Below are 18075 nucleotides of genomic sequence, written 5' to 3'. Positions count from 1 at the left end.
CAGTGGGTTAAGGATAGCTACCATCAGCCACTCTGAATTGTTAGTGCTTGCGCCAATTCTACCTAGTGGCCATGTTCATTTTTGGCATATGTTAAGTGCTTGTATAATCACTTTGACCGCTATTTCTTATGTTTTTTATAAAAACAACGACATTACGCCAAACAAGTACACGTACTACCATACTTGGGTTAACCGATTTGGTTATTTTTCTGTACTTGGCTGTGTCATCACGGGTTGGAGTGTCTATTTCAATATAACCCAATTTCAAACACAGACACTTCACCTGATATCCTCATTCTTAATTGGTTGTTATTTATTACTTCATAGCTGGATATACTTCTTACAACTTGGTAAAAAGCTCATCAAAAGAGTGTTCTTCATCCCTCTAAAGCAACTGCCTTGGTTTCTTTCTATTGGGCTGATTTTAGCCTCTATTGGTACATATCACATGGCACAAAATACATACATCAGTCTTAATGTAGTCCCAATTGGTGCCAATGTTTTGATGGAAATTGATGGGCTTGCCGATGAACCTATATGGCAAGAAGCACAAAGTATCAATGTCCATACCATTGGTGGTGCAAACTTTGTCGATGGGCAAACAACCGTGACCATTAAAGCCCTCAGCAATAAACACGAAACGTTCTTCTTATTTACGTGGGCAGACCCAACACATAGCCTTTCACATTTACCAATTGAAAAAGTCAGCACGGGTTGGAAAGTTGTCGAAAATGGCTTCTATAAATTTGATGAACAAAGTCATTATGAAGACAAATTTGCCGTGATGCTGTCTAAAACCTGTAATAGCGGCGCAGATGGTACTGCCCATTTAGGAAAAACCCCCTTTCATGACAAACCCAGTAATTGGCACGGTAAGGGTTATCATGCCAGTGTCGATAACAAAGTACGTGACTTATGGCATTGGAAAGCAGTACGCACAAATGACATGATTTTGGCTGATGACAATTTTATTGGTCCCCCCACTAAAGTGCTATCTGGACAAAGACGCTACAGTGCTGGGTATTTGCCTGATGGCAAAGAAAGTGGTGCTTATGTAATGAACTGGCTTTGGTACAGTCCCAATGGGGTCATACCCAAAAGGCTACCAAAAGACGCCCTATACGAAGGCGATATTATACCATGGTTTGGGTCTAAGCCATACAAGAAGGATGATGATCACTACCCTATAGGTACTCGCCTCCCCTCCGTTCTCTACCGCTCAAACCGCTTTGAAGGAGATAGAGCTGATGTCCGCGCTCGTGGTCAATGGAAGAATGGCCAGTGGACACTGGAACTCGTGCGAAAAAATATGACCCCCTCAGAGCATGATGTTGCCCTCGAACATGGTACCTGTATGTGGGTCTCAGCGTTTGATCATAGTCAAATTGCACACACGCGTCATAACTTAGCCATTTCATTGAAGTATATATTATGAAAAACCGACTCTTAATATCCTTTTTACTGCTAAGCGTGATTGTTGGCTACTGTTTAATTGCATTACCTACCCAAAAAAGCCATATGCACCCGCGCTATATAAAAATATCAGCCGAAGGCAAACCATTAAAGCCATGGCAAGGTCCTTGGGCATGTGTGTATGACAAAGAAAAACAATTACTATGGGAGATAAAAACCGACAACGAATCTATTCACGATGGATACTGGACCTATTCCTGGTATCAAAACCAGAAAGGCGTGGCGAATTTCGGCGATTGCTACTTTGAGTCAAATCGCTGTGATACTGCTGATTTACTTCGCCATACCAATGAAAACGGATTATGTGGTGTACAAACCTGGCGATTACCCAGTAGTGAAGAATTAGCAAGCCTAGTAGAGCCTCCAAGCCGTCCCGGTAATACACATATTGCACACGATTTCTTTTTGCATATCCAGCATGGTGATTATTGGAGTTCAGAGCAAACTAACAAGCTATCTAAACATTTTAATCAATTTAAAGAAGGCGCTAAATCAGTCAACTTTCACACTGGGACGAGCATGACTTTACCGTATCGTAATGCTGCATTTGTCATGCTCGTAAGCTCAGTTACAGATTTACCTACCTCGCAGGTAAGCGGTCGCGAAACGTTAATTACAACCCCAAAGGAAATAAATAAATGAACAGATCTATTTTGGCCCTAATGATAGGACTAACACTTGCCAGCAGTTCGGTGCATGCAGGTAGCCAATATCATCGTCTCGTATGGGATGCCAACCCCAGCCAGCAAGCAACCATTGGTTTCTCACCCACAAGTGGGAGTAACCATTATGTAAAATATGGGCTCTCAACCAATGAACAAACTTGGCAGAATAAGTCAGTTTTAGCATCGCATACATTTGCAAGTAGTTTACAAAGTCAGTTTGTCACCCTCACGGGGCTACCTGAAAATAGTAACGTTTATTATCGTGTATGCGACAGTGAAGGGTGTGGTGAACGTTTATGGTTTAAAACGGCCCCAACTACCAGTAGTGGCTTTACTGTTGTTGCCGGTGGCGACACCAGAACAGGTTGGACGAACCGACGCAAAGGAAATGAACTCATTGCCAAAATAAGGCCTTTGTTTATTATGCATGGAGGTGATTACACCAATGCAAACTCGTCATCTGAGATGAAAGAATACTTAAAAGATTGGCAGCTGACTTTTTCAACCGACCAAATTGACGGCATTAGTTACAAACGTATCTACCCTTTTGTCGCAACACACGGAAACCATGAAGACGACAATTATAAAACACTTTGTCAGGTATTTGGCATTGACTTTAACCAAGATGGTAGTTGCACGAGCTCAGATACCTATGGCGCATTTAATGTTAGTCAATTACTGCGCGTATACACCCTGAACAGTCAGTACAAAAACAGTGGTTGGTCAAGCTATGCAACGGCCATGAATAATTGGCTAACACAAGATTTAACCGCACGAGGAAGTAGCGCGAAATGGCGAGTCGCTCAATATCATAAGCCAATGTATCCGCATTATTCTGGTAAATCTGACAACACCATATTGCACACTTGGTGGGCGCAAAATTTTTATGATAAAAAAATGAACTTGGTTGTCGAGTCTGATACACATATCAACAAAATTACCCAAGCACTAAAACCTTCTGGCAATAACTTTGTTAAAACCACTACGGGCGGCACTATTTATGTTGGTGAGGGTAGCTGGGGAGCCCCTGCACGTTCTGCCAACGACCCTAAGTCTTGGACTATTGACCTTGCTAGTATTCAACAATTCAAAGTCATGAGTGTGACCAGTAGCAACTTAACCGTGAGAACGGCACAGTTTGACAGTACAGCCAGTACGTTGAGCAAAGCACAGCGTGATGCCGATCCTCTCGCACTCCCTGCAAACATCAATTGGTGGTATGCAAGCGGGTTAGGAGAAGATTTAGTGCTCAAGCAAAGCGCTTCCGGTTTAAGTATCATTGATAATATGACAGATCCTGTAGATCCTCCAACAGCAGAGACACCACTAACGAATAATACCCCTTTAAATGGTCTAAACGGTAACAAAGGCGGACAAGCATACTATGTATTAGATGTTCCAACTGGGGTAAAAACACTTTCGTTCAAAACATCAGGCGGGACAGGTGATGCTGATATGTATGTTAAGTTTGCCAACAAACCCACCTCTACAAGCTATGATTGTCGACCATACAAATCGGGCAACAATGAAACATGCGAAATTTCAAGCATTCAAGCAGGTAAGTATTATGTTATGTTGTCAGGCTATGCACCTTATGCAAATGTGACATTGGTTGCTAGCTATGACTCAAGTACTACTCCGCCAGATAATGGTGGTTCACAGCAATGGCCTAACCTTGGAGCTGATAAAGGTCAGTGGATATATAAAACCCTTACTCTACCTACTGGTGTAACTACACTTACGGTAGATTCCGCAGCGGGCAGTGGAGATGCCGATCTCTATGTTCGTTTTGGCAGTAACCCCACAACGTCAAGTTATGACTGCAGACCCTACAAAGAGGGTAATACTGAAAGCTGTGTATTATCTAACCCACAAGCCGGCGAATGGCACATAGCACTTCGTGCTTACAGCACGTTTAGTGGTGTGAATGTGGCTGCAAACTACTAAACGCCTCAACTGCCCCTTGTTATCACGCAATTTACACATACAATAGCTACGATAAGATGATAAGGGGCAATTTTATGGAATTTTTACACACTATGGTTCGCGTGCAAAATTTAGACGCATCAATGCATTTTTATTGCGATTTACTGGGCCTAATTGAGGTTAAACGTTACGACAGCGAAAAAGGTCGATTTTCATTAATATATCTTGCCGCGCCAGGGCAATTAGAAGAAGCAAAAACAACATTCACTCCCACTATAGAGTTAACCTATAACTGGGATCCTGAGCAATATACAAGTGGCAGAAACTTTGGTCATCTGGCTTTTTCTGTTGATCATATTTATAACACGTGTACGAAGTTAATGAACGCGGGAGTCTTAATTAATCGCCCTCCTCGCTGCGGACATATGGCGTTTGTTCAATCTCCAGATGGTATTTCAATTGAGTTGCTACAAAAAGGCGAAGCTTTGCCCGCTCAAGAACCATGGCAATCGATGCAAAATACGGGCAGCTGGTAACGTCAAAAAAAATAGTAATAAATCATCAGTCAAATACGACGACATATAAACACTGACTAACAAAGAGAAAGTTTCAATATGTCGTTATTTTACATAGGCAAACTTTAACGCAGTTAATCATCATTGACTCCTAGGATCGTCACCGCATTAATAACGTTGGTATAATAACTAGTTTGAATTTCCAGTGTATTTTTACCGGTACATTAAACGGTAAAAGTTACTTTTGAACACCTATACTGGTTAAACTAAGGTGCCATGTAGCATATTGACGCCACTGAACCAACCTTGTTCAATCCCTAACTGCAACACACCAATCACAAACATCGAGCATGTTTGCTCATCATCAAATTCTCCAACAATAGATTGGCACACCATACTAAACGGCATACCATCTGCGATGCTTTTTAGACATAACCATTGCTTTTTATCTAGAGGATGAAATCCAGTTCGATGATCTGTCCCTCGTGCTATCAGCCAATGATGCGGCTCATGAATATCAGCCAATGGCGGCGTCTTTTTTTCTTTTAATGCTCGCCAACTTTCTACACTTGCGTAGGCACATTTAAAAAAATAGACACTAGGGTGCAACTGTAGCACCATATTTGGCCATTGATTAATGTCAATGGCCTGTAATTGCGGCCACCGTAACAATGATGCGTCACCACTATCAAACGAGCTCAATAAAATACGTTCAAACTCAGCGATCTCCGCTAAAATCCCATGTTCTGAAAATGGTGGAGTAATGCGTAAAAATTCAGGTAACCGTTCCCCAAACTGTCTTAGCGAGCGTGATTGTGAAGGGTAATAGTTGATGTACCCATCCATCATTGCTTCAAACAGCTCATCACCTAAATAAAACCCTAATGTTTCATGGTCTTGCTCTAAAACACCACGAAGTCTGATCCGATAAGCACTTTGATAAATCTCCAAGCGCTGGCAAACCTCTAACGGTGCCTGATCAACGATATTATTTGCTAAGCTATTATTTCCATTATGAAGCAGCGCAATAAAAGCATGCTGCAGAGTCGCTAAATCACTCATATTACCCCCAATGTGTTCGGGTTAACGCTTTTGCATGTTCTAATTCAGCTAGCAATTCCGCTAATGGTGGGAAGTTATCATCACGCTCTATCATAGTACTCACGGCTGGAACTTGTTGACTAAACTCTGAAAATAAAGACCATACAGCGTCACAGACAGGCTCATCATGTGTATCAATAATATGGCTATCAAAATCTTGATGTCCAGCTAAATGTATTTGCGCGATACTTTCTTTTGGTATCGCATTGAGGTAATCCATCGCTAAAAAGCTATGATTTCTCGCACTTACATATACGTTATTAATATCTAATAAAAACTGACAACCTGTTTGTTTATGTAATTGTGCCAAAAATTCCCACTCTGTCATATGGGATTGTTTGTAAGTTAGATAGCTCGACACATTTTCAAATATCATCGGCCTTTCTAAATAATCTTGCACTTGTGATATACGCTGAGTTAAATGATTTAATGCTTCTTCCGTGTAAGGCATCGGTAATAAATCGTGACTATTGAAATCACCTAATGCGCTAAAACACAAGTGATCCGATACCCAAGCTGGGTTAACCCGTGCGATGGTTCGCTTTAACTGTTTCAAATAGTCAGTATTAATGTCATCGGTGCTGCCTATCGACATCGACACACCATGCATAACAATGGGGTATTGCTCTTTTATTTGTGATAAGTAGTACCAAGGTTTGCCACCTGATACAAAATAGTTTTCTGAAATGATTTCAAACCAGTCGATCGCTGGCCGCTCTGAGATTATTTGTTCGAAGTAACATGTACGTAACCCCATCCCAAAGCCTAAATACGGTACTGACATAGACTTCCTACATAAAAAGGCCATCCATAGCCTAAGTGGACTAATTGCTAGTTATTAACTCTTTACTTTACCACCGATGTCACCACAAGATTTCGCTGGCATTGATACAAAACCCGTACCTTTACAAGATGCATGCCCAGCACAAGCATTGCTCGCGGTTTTACAGTCATTATGGCCACCACAAATATTTACATCATGACAATGTACCAATGCTGCTTTGGCTATTTCACCGACCCACGCATCTTTTGTTTTACCGCCTACATCACCACATGCTTTTTTCGGCATTGCAACAAACCCTGTACCTTTACATGACGCTTGCCCTGCACAGGCATTACTTGCTGTTTTGCAGTCATTATGACCACCACACACGTTTACATCATAACAATGAACAAGATCGGTCGAACTTGCACTCGCAGCAGCATTGGCTGCGGTTGAGCTTGCTGATGAATTTGCAGTATTTGTACTATTACAACCAACCAACCCGGCAACCATCATTGCCATTGCTGCGCCTGTAAGTGCTTTCATGTGAATTTCCTCTTAATGTTATAAGCCTGATAGTTGACCCAATAAAGCGAAGATCTATTTCAGTGTAGGTGAGGTTTTTATTTTTGCCGTGTTATAAATTTAAAAAAAGGTGGCACTGCCACCTTTTTTTACAAGCACTTAGTTTGAATAATTGACCTAACAGCCCCCTTCATCATAAGTCACTTTTATTGTTGTGCCGGCACTAGTTCCTGATACCTTTAAATAACCCCAATACTGCGACTGACCGTTGAGATTAATACATTCTACATTGCCGACATTATTTGAACTTGCATCAACATTTACATCGTTGGGCCATCCGGAATTACTATATTCCAGCGCAATATCACCTGTACCATGTGCTGTTTCTATTTTAATTTGAGTGTGACCACTTACATCTTCCATACTAAACCACATCGGTGCCTGATTGCCTAAACACACAGCCTCTCCTGAAATAAGACGGCCACTGGTTACCGCCCCTTGTGTTTGACATGTATCTGGTAATGCCACTGCTGCTTGCTCGAAATCTGCCAATAAGCGCACATCTGCGTAACTATTATAACCACGAACCATCACGTGATAGATCCCTGCCTCGGGCGTTGCAATATCACATTGCTCAGTACTGCCGCCTTTATAAGGGCGACAATCATATTCAGCCAATGTTGGCTTACTGCCAAAGCGAACATAAAGATCCGCATCTCCCGTACCTTCTCCAGTAGACACTTGCAAATTAGTCGCACCAACAGGCACGTCAATAGTGTAATAGCTCAACTCATCTTGTGCTCCAGAAATGGTTAATGGTATCCCTTTACGTAAAACTGGCTCCGAGGTGTCACCACCTGTAATAACCGCACTTGATGTTACAGCGCTACTCGCCCCATTATTATCGGTAACGGTCAAGCTCACCACATAATCTCCTGCATTCGCATAACGATGAATTGGGTTGGCAGTATTGCTTTGTGTGCCATCACCAAACTGCCATAAATACGTTACTATATCACCATCCGGATCGCTGCTACCTTGACTCGAGAACTGTATATCTGCATTGATCAGACCTTGATATGGGCCATTAATAACTCCGATAGGTGCATCATTAACTGTGCCATTGGCTAATTCTTGTGTCCAAGCAGTAAATTCACTTGCATATTGGCTTGACCAGCTTGAAAGCAATGTTTTGTACCCTTGCCAATCACCAACTCGGGTACGGGCTAACATAGCGTTTAGTTCATCATTATGACGTTCAAACATAAATCGTACTGCTAAATAACCCCACCGATATATCCTATCTTGGTCAAATCCGGCATACGTGGTCGCAAACACTTGCTCCAGTGAATAAGTCGACCCATCTTTTATCGTATCAATTGCCGCTTGGTTATCATTTAAGTTGGCAATGTACTCTGCCACGCCTTCACTCCACCATACAATTGCTTCTGTTGGTGCATTAAAATCACCATATAAGTCAAATCGACCATCTAAATAATGAACATATTCATGCTCTAAATTCCAAACATAGTGATCTGGCTTTGCATACGTCGCTTCATATGCAATAAAGTTTGCCTGATTGCCAACTTTACTGGGATCTCCTTCTAAATACATGCCGCCATTATTAGTATCTATTTTAAAGATAGCTTTGGCATATTTTCTATAATCATCGCTGCTGTTAAAAATATTAACTTGCAAAAAAGTATTATTGTCATCTGCTACTGGTGTTTGATTTGTTTCTAAACGTGTGTGAAAACGCACTTCTTCTGTTGCCATTGTGCTACACGCAGACACATGTTGGGCAGGCGTCATATCTTGCGACCGGATCCTAACTGTATCACTACACTGATACGTTTGTGATAGCGCCTGTGCAGTGAGTTGAGTTTCAAATCCACAAATATTGTATTTACTACAATCCGCATAATACGTTGCCACATCAGCGGCATTTAACCAAATAGCATCGCCATAGCCAAAGCTTTTATACGTTGAAAAAAGTTGAATTAAGGCCGTATCAACATGAGTTTGAATTGGGGTATCCTTATACGCTTTTAGCCTTGCGAGCTCCCCAGCAGCATTAACCATTAAGTATTCAGCGTCAGCACCGACTAACCAAGCTTTTTTTGTGAACTCACTTAATAGTTGCACAAGCTGAGTATCTGATTTCACAAGCGCTTTAAAGTTATCGTTCCACTGCCCCCGATATAAAACCGTAAAAATACCATTGATTGCGCGATGCATATTCCGCACATTGGCATAACTTTGATCAAAACGTGTTAACCACTGCTTGATTACAGGTAAATACACATCTTGTTGTTCAGAGCTATCCATAGTAGTGATAACTTCTTTTAATACTTGACCATGCGCGTCATTACTATCATAGAAGTGGCTATTATTAACAAATGCATTTATCGCACCTTTTACGGCCGGCTTTAACCAAGCTGCAAACTGCACGTTATCGTTATAAAACTCTACATAAAATCCTGCGCGAATAAATAGGAATAATGATTCTAACTCACTGCTACCTTGCCCGTTATAACTGGTTGCCATCAATTTTGCTTGATTGGCAGCGGCGAACATTTTATCTGACGTAAACACTTGTTGCTGTATAGAGGCATTCGCATTAAAAAGCTCATTAATACATGTGCTGCCTTGATTTCTTATTTCGATGAGTAGCTGTGTTGAGTTCGCGGATGCCAATGCGTTAAGATCACACGCTATCGCGACTTGAACTGTCGTGCTTAACCTTTTGACCTGGTTAAAGTCAGAAAGCTGCACTGATACTGCACTCGGTGCTCTCTCGTTTTCTAGGGGCACATGGTGGCCATGATGCGTTGTATTAACAAACTCAGAAGTGTGAGGTTTGAATGAACGGTGTGACTCTTCATTATGTGCTAATGCACTGATACTTATACCAAGTGTTGGTAGAGCCAACATAAGCGCTGATAATTTCATACTATACCTTTTTAAATGTTGTATGTTTAAACCTCAATATTGAGGTTTATATTTTTTACATTTAAATTACAAAGTATACAATATATTTTATATAACTTTAACGCATAAAAACCTTCCTATTTCCTACTATAGGTTCATTAATATAAAAATAAGGCTAAGCATCAATGAATTAACTTATTTTCGCTTATTAACAAAAAGTAACAATAAGCGTCACATTTAAATAACCAGAAAATATCAGGGGTTCGCTTGATTTAACACGCAGAATAAATACATTTTATTTGTCGTTTTGAAAAAGAATAACCTCACAGGTAACGGCTAATTTATCGCACTATTTACAACCTTTATCTCTCGCAAATCTTTGTTTTTACAGTGTAATGGATCTGCAGATAACACGACATAGTTAGCATGCTGACCTTCCGCGAGACACCCCGCTTGATTACTAATCTTCAAATGGACTGCTGCTGAAATAGAAATGCTTTTTAACGATTGTAACCGTGTAAAACATTGTTCGGCTCCCAAGACTCGCTCTTTTGTCATATAGCAATGAGGTGCGTACTCCATCTCCCGTGATATTGCTTGCTGAGCACTGCGTAAAGGCGACAACGGTAACAAGGGGAATCCTGATTGTAAGCAAACATTCATCCCTTGCTTAATTAAAGTCTGACAAGGCTGTAAAGTACTTTGTCCGTGATAGCTCTGTACCCACTCAAAACCTAAATAACCCACTTCGCCTATATTCAACGCAATTGAGTTCCCTATAACGGCCTTATAACTATCAATATCTGGTAAATCCGAACAAGTATTCGATTGCTCATTCATCCATTTAGATGTTGCATTGACCACATGAATTTCGGTCTGTTTTTGTAAATAAGTATCCAGTAAATCTAATGCCACAGGATGACTATCTACTACACCTAAATGTGTAACACCTTGGCCTTTAGCATGACTAAGCAATTGATCTGTAAAATTAAACAAATGTGTACAGTATTGTTTTAACTGATGTTCTGGAAGAACCTCCAACAGCCATAAAAGCTGTTCATCTACCAGCCCCCCCTGCCCTTCAACCATACGATAGAAATCTAGTTTCGTTATTGTATAGTGTTGGCGCACTAGGTACTTGTGTACCTTTTCTAACACGGCGTAATTAACAAAAGCAAACGGCTTAGCCGCGTCAAAAATGACGAGCGGCTTATGAGTGTTCACTTTTGTTAGCATTCTAAAAATATCTCGATAGGTTTTTACTTCGTTGTTAAGTAATAATTGACTATAAAGCCCATACCCCAATAACCAGTCATCCTTTGGGATACCTTTTTCCAAATACATAACTGACCGCACGATATATGACAGGTCGTACTGTGACATAAACTGTGATTTTTGGCAGCCGAAGCCAAATGGTCCAAAGTGGAACCATTGCTGTAAAATTGATGACGTAATTAAATGACAATGTGGCTCTATAAACCCGGGCATCACAACTTCTTCTTCGCGTAAGCAATAAAAAGTCGCAATAAATCCCGATTGATATACCCTATGCTTCACTTCTTCCAGTGAGCCTAGTGCCCATATTTTTCCATTATAAATCGCCATAGCTTCATAAAAATGTGCTTGGTTATCAAAGCTGCTATAGATTCTGCCACTATGAATAATATGAACGCACGCGCTGCTATCACATGACTTATCATCTTCAATTACCCTTTGATTACCCACTAATTGACGTATTTGTTGTGCATATTCAGCGAGTTTATCTAATAACCCATCAAAGAATACATGGTCTAATGAAAAGGTCTGCTGCTTAAAATTTATATCATTCATAGCATGGTCTCCAACCTAACTATACTCAGTTTAGTTAAGCCATGGAGCAAAGCTATTACACAGTATTACAGCACAGTGAAACAAATAAGTAGGTGGGCAGGTGAGGTAAGCTGGTTCCATTTCGTTGGGCTTTCATGAAGTAATTATAATGGATATTGAGTTGTTACAATAATTGACTCAATACCCACACTTGTATTAGTAAAGCAACTATTTAATTGGTAATTTTACATCTGCAAACAATGCATCAACATCATCTTGATTGCGTAATAAACTGGCTCTTTCAACAACATCTTTTGTCAAATGTGGTGCAAAACGCTCTATAAAATCATACATATAACCACGCAGAAAACTGCCTTTCCTAAAGCCTATTTTTGTAGTGCTCGCTTCAAATAAATGACTTGCATCAATACAGACTAAATCTTGATCGGCTTCCACATCAATCGCCATCGATGCAACAACCCCAACGCCCAGCCCTAAACGAACATAGGTTTTTATTACATCAGCATCTGTCGCGGTAAATACAATATGTGGTTCTAAACCATGCGCATTAAACGCCTTATCTAACTCAGAACGGCCAGTAAAACCAAATACGTAGGTAATTAAAGGATATTGTGCAACATCCTGTACCGTTAAATTAGTCGCTTTTTGCGCCAACGGATGGTCTTTCGCAACAACAATACTGCGATTCCAGTGATAGCATGGAAGCATAACCAAATCTGAGTATAAGTGTAGCGCCTCTGTTGCAATTGCAAAATCAGCATCTCCTCGCGCTGCAGCATCTGATATTTGCTGGGGCGTGCCTTGGTGCATATGTAACGAAACTGCCGGATACTTTTTCATAAACCCTTGAATCACATTGGGTAATGCATACCTGGCTTGGGTGTGTGTTGTTGCAATATTAAGTTTACCTTGATCAGGCAAAGTGTGTTCATTTGCTACCGCTTTTATCCCTTCTACTTTTGATAAAATCTCACGTGCAATATTTATGACCTCAGTACCAGCACTGGTTACGTGCGTCAAATGTTTACCACTACGGCCAAAAATCTGCACGCCAAGTTCATCTTCTAGCATTCTTACCTGCTTAGAAATACCCGGTTGAGATGTATAAAGGCTCTCGGCTGTTGCAGAGACATTTAAATTGTGATTTAGCACTTCTACAATGTATTTAAGTTGTTGTAATTTCATAGCTTGATTTGTTCTTATTAATTATAAATCGGCACTGACATTCCGTGACATTGATCAGAGTAATATCATCAGTATCGTTTAGGCTAGCATATTTAAGTTGAACGAGATAGCAATTGCCCATTTTGTTTGTTTATCAGCCAAAACTGAATCATGGTCTATAATGAAAAATAATGAATTAGAAAAGTTTTTTCACACTTATGAATGTAATACTGTTCAGAATGCAATTAATTGATGTAATATAAAAAATCATCTTCTTGAGTCGTGGTCAAAGAGAATTCGTTATGTTTGTTTCTATAATTATTATGTTGATTGTTGCACTGATAGTCATTGCCGTGTGGGTGAGTGCGATTCAACAGCACAAGGAGAAACAAGAAGCTGAACGTCGTAAAGAATTAACTAAGCAAAAAAAAGTTATTGAAGAATCAGAAGACGTTTTAGTGAACAGCTCCAATATCCCTATGTCTGAAATGCTAACGCGAGTTTTGCAACGCAGAATTCATGATGCATTAGCAACCATGGTAGAGCTTTCACCTACCTCCAGAGAATTAAAAAACCGTTTGCACGAAGCCAAAGAGCGAGTCAATACGCCTGTTGAGTCTGAAGGCAAGAGTGATGCTTTATCTTTACCTGATAATGACAAGCAGCTTATCGCTTTAGTTCAAGGCATTAAAAAACTCAGAAACGTGCTTCGTTCTGAACACTCTAAGGGCAAAGTTGATACGCAACAATTTGTTGCAGAAGATCGCCGTCTTGAAAAACTGCAATTAAAAATAAACGTTGAGAGCCAAATAAAGCGTGGTGTTTCAGCGCGTACCGCAAATATGGTCGGGTCCGCGAGGCAATATTTTGAAAAAGCCTATGCGACTATCTGTGCGGTAACATACAGCGATGACTATGTAACAGAAAAGAAAAATTTACTTGAATCGTACTTAAATGAAATAAGTACTGAGTTAAAAGCTTCAAATGCCTCTGCAGTTAAGAAAAAGAATGAGCAAGAGCAAGATGATTTAGATATTTTGTTCGCGCCCAAGAAAAAGTGGTAAGCCACTTTTTCTTGGCTTGTACTTTCTAACTAAATGCAAATTTCATTACAAATAATGCACTGAGTATCCATACACTTACCGACACTTCATGGCTTTTTTTGCACAACACTTTAACCACTGTATAAGCAATAAAGCCAAGTGCAATGCCATGGGCAATAGAAAAAGTAAGTGGTGTCATTAATAACACCACACTGACAGGGATCGCGTCACTCATGTCATCCCAATTCACAAACTTTAAATTTTGTAACATTAATACCGCAACATATAAAATAGCCCCAGCTGTCGCATATGCAGGCACCATTTGCGCCAAGGGCGCAAAAAATATCATCAACAAAAAACATACCCCAACTACCACCGCAGTCAGGCCTGTTTTTCCACCCACAGAAACTCCTGATACGGATTCTATATATGATGTCGTTGTTGAAGTGCCTAACATCGACCCCGCGATGGTTGCCGTACTATCTGCTGACAAAGCACGACCTAAACGAGGCATCTTACCATGCTCATCGGCCAATCCTGCTTTCTGTGTGACTGCGACTAAAGTACCTGAAGTATCAAACAAATCGACGAACAAAAATGCAAATACAACACTCAACATCGACAATTCTAATGCTGACGTAATATCTAATTGCAGCATTGTGGGCATTACACTCGGAGGCGCAGACACAATACCGTGATATTCAACTAAACCAAGTCCCCACGCACAGGCGGTTACGAGAAAGATACTTAATAACACACCACTTTTAATGTCTCGAAACATTAATGCTGCAATAATAAAGAAACTTAAAATTGCCAATAAAGGTCCAGCCGACGTAATATCACCAAGTTGTACTAGGGTTGCAGGGCTTGCCACAATAATACCGGCATTTTTTAATGCAATAAGTGCCAAAAATGCCCCAATACCAGTCGCAATAGCTTGCTTTAGAACCAACGGAATTGCTTGGATCACCCACTCTCTCACTTTAAACAGACTAAGTAATAGAAATAAGCAGCCAGACAAAAATACGGCACCGAGGGCGGATTGCCATGCGTGCCCCATACCCAACACCACGCCATAAGTAAAAAATGCGTTCAACCCCATCCCAGGGGCTAGCGCTAACGGATAGTTTGCCCAAAACCCCATTATGAAACACCCAATCGCCGCAGCGATGCAAGTTGCCACAAACGCGGCCCCCATATCGATCCCCGCTTCAGAGAGCATTGCTGGGTTTACAAATACAATATAAACCATAGTAACAAATGTAGTTAATCCGGCGATCACTTCGGTTTTGACCGTCGTCCCTTGATGGGAAAGTGCAAATAAACGTTCCAGCATAATGTAAGGTATATAAATTAGAAACAAGTGCTTGGATTTTAACATAAAGCACTGACTTAATCGGACAAAAACGTTAGAATTCAGCTACACTAAATAGTGCATAAATAAACACGGTTGTAATATGGAAAAATCTCAGTTAGACAATGCAGCAAGTCATGATCTTGAACAGCAATTATTGAACGTACTTGAATTTGTCACAGCACCAATAAATAGTGAAGCTCGTCTACCTGAAGCAACTGACACAGCACAAGCTTATAAAAAAGGCTTATACTACCTCAAAGAACAGTCATACCCGTTAGCTGCTAAATGGATACGTCTTGCCGCGATGTCTGGTGACACCAAAGCACAATTTTATCTTGGTCTACTGTTTATTAAAGGACAAGGTGTTCCACAAAGTGCATTCCACGGTATGGCATGGTTGGTATTAGCCCAAAGTCAAGGGGTTGCCGCCGCGCAAGAAATGATTAAACAAGTAAAACCCCATCTAACAACCAAACGAATTAAAGATGCACAATGCTATGCCGCAACATTATATGAGCAAATCCACCAGCTGCAGTTTTTAAGCCCTGAACCGCAAAAGTAAATCGTCTCCTGTTTGGTAGTATAAAACGCTGATAGTTACCACATTAAAGAGTGCGTATTGAGCGTACTCTGACTATTCTGTTAGTGCTTTTACAAATAGCATTACCTTTGCGCTTCTGTGGCCACATTCTCATGCTCATGCTCAACTTATACCCAAAAAGACACAACTCACGTATATGTCCACTATAAAAAAGTACTTATTTAAAAGATGAGTACCTTATGAGCTCCCGCACATTTTTTAAACAAAATAATTAAAATTCTTCTTGCCTTAAAATACTGTATAAACTACTGTATATAAATACTGTATATAACACCAGTGAGTAAATATGTTAAACACCAATACCTATCCACTCGTTTTGCGTAGTAAAGTGCACCAGCAGACACGCTTAAAGATGGTTCACACTCGTGATGATATCAGTGCGAATTTAGAGTTATTGAATATTATTCATTTGTGTAACCAAAAGCATGGTTGGACATTGTTAATAGCGCCTGAGCATATTCCTAATAAATCTATGCTTGAGCGATGCTCAATAGACTCAAGTAAATTGCTGGTTATTAAACAAAAACATATTTCAAACTTACAGTATGTACTAAATGAAGCACTCAATAATGGTAACTTTGCAGCTGTGATCACATGGACCAATGTAACCACCGCAGATCAGTTAAAAAACATGAACTTAAATTTGTCTGGTACAGAATTATTTTGTTTTTCAAAAATACCAAGCCAAGATACGTGTACAATAGACGCTATGATTTCTTAAATAACCGCTAATATGTGCTATTGCTCCGATCTACTACCTTACGATAAATGTTGTAAACCCTTCATTGAGGGCAGTAATAGCCCTTCATCAGCAGAGCAACTAATGCGCTCTAGGTACTCAGCATATTGCATAAAGAATGCAAATTATATTCTTGATACGTATGCATCTTCTCAACAGAAGATGCATAACACGACTGACATACTGCAATTCGCCAATGAAGTCAGCTTTATTAAGCTTGACGTTATTAAGACTTCAGACAATGATTTATATAACTACGTAGAATTTAAAGCACATTATTTAGTTGAGGATAAACATTGTCAGCTCCATGAAAACTCGAGATTTGTTCAAGAGTGTGGGCTTTGGAAGTACTTAGACGGTGAGTTATTTGACCCGCCAGAAATTAAAATAGGCCGAAATGATCTATGCCCCTGCGGAAGTAGTAAAAAATTTAAAAAGTGCCACGGGTAGTCTAGTCGCACTAAAAATAATGGCATTATGCGCTTTGCATTAGCGCATTTTGCATTTCTTGACTATTAAGTTGATCGTACATTGCCGCTGCATCCATTTTTGGTTTATCGATCGCCACACCACCATGTATTTCTGACTCAAGTCTACGCCTAACAGCTAACTCACAATTATCAACAACCATTAACGGAATATGTTTGTAATCATCACGAATAGCCAGAGGTTCAGGGTCAAGGCAATTAGCTAAGCGCAGACTTGCCATACTGCTTCGAGACAAAGATTCGGCGTTATTTTTTCCTATGAGCATATCAAACTGTGCTGGCGCTAAGCTTTGTTTTGGGCCAACTTGAAACTCTTTTTTGAGCGCATCTTCGCTTAAGTCTGATTCTACTGTTTCATCTTCTGGTAGGTGAAACTGACTAAAATCAAGTGCATCTTGAGACAGCATAGCTAATAACATCGAAAAGTCAGCACGGCGTTGTTCATTAACGCTAACAGAGAGTGCTCCGCCAAGTTGATCTTCTCTGGTTAAAATACTGCCTATTTGCATAGAGTTTCACCGATTGTGTCTAAATATAATTATTTATCGGCATTTTTTACATTTTCTTTAGTGGTTTTCTTTACTTAATTAAAAACTTTGATATTATCAGCGCCGTTGTTTAGGAGGGGTTCCCGAGCGGCCAAAGGGATCAGACTGTAAATCTGACGGCACTGCCTTCGCTGGTTCGAATCCAGCCCCCTCCACCATAACAACGAAACAAATACAATTTGGAGGGGTTCCCGAGCGGCCAAAGGGATCAGACTGTAAATCTGACGGCACTGCCTTCGCTGGTTCGAATCCAGCCCCCTCCACCAAATTGTTTTTGATAGCTCCATAAGATGGAGGGGTTCCCGAGCGGCCAAAGGGATCAGACTGTAAATCTGACGGCACTGCCTTCGCTGGTTCGAATCCAGCCCCCTCCACCATCTTATTTATTTTCTCAAAACTCCGTTAT

At 40.4% G+C, this 18075-nt stretch carries 16 protein-coding genes and 3 tRNA genes; 11 read left to right on the top strand and 8 right to left on the bottom strand.

The features are described 5' to 3' along the window. The first annotated feature begins 43 nt into the window (after positions 1–43). From J8M01_RS10250 to J8M01_RS10235, 4 genes are all read left to right on the top strand, one after another. Entirely contained in the window at positions 44–1435 is a 1392-nt protein-coding gene (locus tag J8M01_RS10250; protein WP_348772740.1) for an ethylbenzene dehydrogenase-related protein, read from the top strand. Continuing rightward, the gene (locus J8M01_RS10245) at positions 1432–2115 is read left to right on the top strand and encodes a DUF1566 domain-containing protein (RefSeq protein ID WP_211057903.1); all 684 of its coding nucleotides are present in this window, start codon (positions 1432–1434) and stop codon (positions 2113–2115) included. Before J8M01_RS10250 ends, J8M01_RS10245 begins: the two co-directional genes overlap by 4 nt. Continuing rightward, positions 2112–4085, top strand: a complete 1974-nt coding sequence (locus tag J8M01_RS10240; RefSeq protein WP_211057902.1) for a pre-peptidase C-terminal domain-containing protein — start codon at positions 2112–2114, stop codon at positions 4083–4085. The genes J8M01_RS10245 and J8M01_RS10240 overlap by 4 nt, the downstream gene beginning before the upstream one ends. 74 nt (positions 4086–4159) lie before the next feature. Then, positions 4160–4600, top strand: a complete 441-nt coding sequence (locus J8M01_RS10235; protein ID WP_211057901.1) for a VOC family protein — start codon at positions 4160–4162, stop codon at positions 4598–4600. Positions 4601–4840: 240 nt separating this feature from the next. Here the strand turns inward: J8M01_RS10235 and J8M01_RS10230 are convergent, their stop codons facing one another. From J8M01_RS10230 to cysB, 6 genes are all read right to left on the bottom strand, one after another. Further along, positions 4841–5641 (bottom strand): DNA-binding domain-containing protein, encoded by an 801-nt coding sequence (locus tag J8M01_RS10230; protein WP_211057900.1) that lies wholly within the window; start codon positions 5639–5641, stop codon positions 4841–4843. A 1-nt stretch (position 5642) separates the two neighbouring features. Next, positions 5643–6464 carry a DUF692 domain-containing protein gene (locus J8M01_RS10225; protein WP_211057899.1) on the bottom strand — a complete coding sequence of 274 codons (822 nt, stop codon included), beginning with the start codon at positions 6462–6464 and terminating at the stop codon, positions 5643–5645. Positions 6465–6518: 54 nt separating this feature from the next. Beyond that, on the bottom strand, positions 6519–6989 hold the full coding sequence (locus J8M01_RS10220; RefSeq protein WP_192506941.1) for a hypothetical protein: 471 nt from the start codon (positions 6987–6989) through the stop codon (positions 6519–6521). 156 nt (positions 6990–7145) lie between these two features. Next, positions 7146–9920, bottom strand: coding sequence for a collagenase (locus J8M01_RS10215; protein WP_211057898.1), 2775 nt, complete (start codon positions 9918–9920; stop codon positions 7146–7148). Between the two features lie 315 nt (positions 9921–10235). Continuing rightward, positions 10236–11729, bottom strand: coding sequence for an amidohydrolase family protein (locus tag J8M01_RS10210; RefSeq protein ID WP_211057897.1), 1494 nt, complete (start codon positions 11727–11729; stop codon positions 10236–10238). A 207-nt stretch (positions 11730–11936) separates the two neighbouring features. After that, entirely contained in the window at positions 11937–12914 is a 978-nt protein-coding gene (gene cysB, locus J8M01_RS10205; protein WP_192506938.1) for an HTH-type transcriptional regulator CysB, read from the bottom strand. Between the two features lie 281 nt (positions 12915–13195). On the opposite strand from cysB, the gene J8M01_RS10200 reads away from it, so the two are divergent. After that, on the top strand, positions 13196–13957 hold the full coding sequence (locus J8M01_RS10200) for a hypothetical protein (RefSeq protein WP_211057896.1): 762 nt from the start codon (positions 13196–13198) through the stop codon (positions 13955–13957). A gap of 25 nt (positions 13958–13982) precedes the next feature. Here the strand turns inward: J8M01_RS10200 and J8M01_RS10195 are convergent, their stop codons facing one another. Beyond that, positions 13983–15272: an NCS2 family permease gene (locus J8M01_RS10195; protein WP_211057895.1), complete on the bottom strand. Its 1290-nt coding sequence runs from the start codon at positions 15270–15272 to the stop codon at positions 13983–13985. A 121-nt stretch (positions 15273–15393) separates the two neighbouring features. Here J8M01_RS10195 and J8M01_RS10190 point away from each other — a divergent pair, with 121 nt between their 5' ends. From J8M01_RS10190 to J8M01_RS10180, 3 genes are all read left to right on the top strand, one after another. Next, a complete protein-coding gene (locus J8M01_RS10190; protein WP_211057894.1) occupies positions 15394–15855 on the top strand; it encodes a sel1 repeat family protein in 462 nt (153 codons plus the stop codon). A 325-nt stretch (positions 15856–16180) separates the two neighbouring features. Then, positions 16181–16615: a SulA-like leucine-rich domain-containing protein gene (locus J8M01_RS10185; protein ID WP_210996179.1), complete on the top strand. Its 435-nt coding sequence runs from the start codon at positions 16181–16183 to the stop codon at positions 16613–16615. A 12-nt stretch (positions 16616–16627) separates the two neighbouring features. After that, complete coding sequence (locus J8M01_RS10180) at positions 16628–17083, top strand: YchJ family metal-binding protein (protein WP_282098760.1); 456 nt, start codon at positions 16628–16630, stop codon at positions 17081–17083. A 25-nt stretch (positions 17084–17108) separates the two neighbouring features. On the opposite strand, the gene J8M01_RS10175 is transcribed toward J8M01_RS10180, so the two are convergent. Beyond that, complete coding sequence (locus J8M01_RS10175; protein ID WP_210996181.1) at positions 17109–17630, bottom strand: VC2046/SO_2500 family protein; 522 nt, start codon at positions 17628–17630, stop codon at positions 17109–17111. Between the two features lie 112 nt (positions 17631–17742). On the opposite strand from J8M01_RS10175, the gene J8M01_RS10170 reads away from it, so the two are divergent. The 3 genes from J8M01_RS10170 (at position 17743) to J8M01_RS10160 (ending at position 18046) form a co-directional block, all read left to right on the top strand. Then, positions 17743–17827 (top strand) — tRNA-Tyr (locus tag J8M01_RS10170). A gap of 23 nt (positions 17828–17850) precedes the next feature. Next, positions 17851–17935, top strand: a tRNA-Tyr gene (locus J8M01_RS10165). A gap of 26 nt (positions 17936–17961) precedes the next feature. Continuing rightward, positions 17962–18046: transfer RNA gene (locus tag J8M01_RS10160), tRNA-Tyr, on the top strand. Positions 18047–18075: the final 29 nt, after the last annotated feature.

Source organism: Pseudoalteromonas sp. MMG005 (assembly GCF_018101015.1).
Taxonomy (GTDB): Bacteria; Pseudomonadota; Gammaproteobacteria; order Enterobacterales; family Alteromonadaceae; genus Pseudoalteromonas; species Pseudoalteromonas aurantia.
This window is presented reverse-complemented; position numbering and strand designations above follow the sequence as displayed.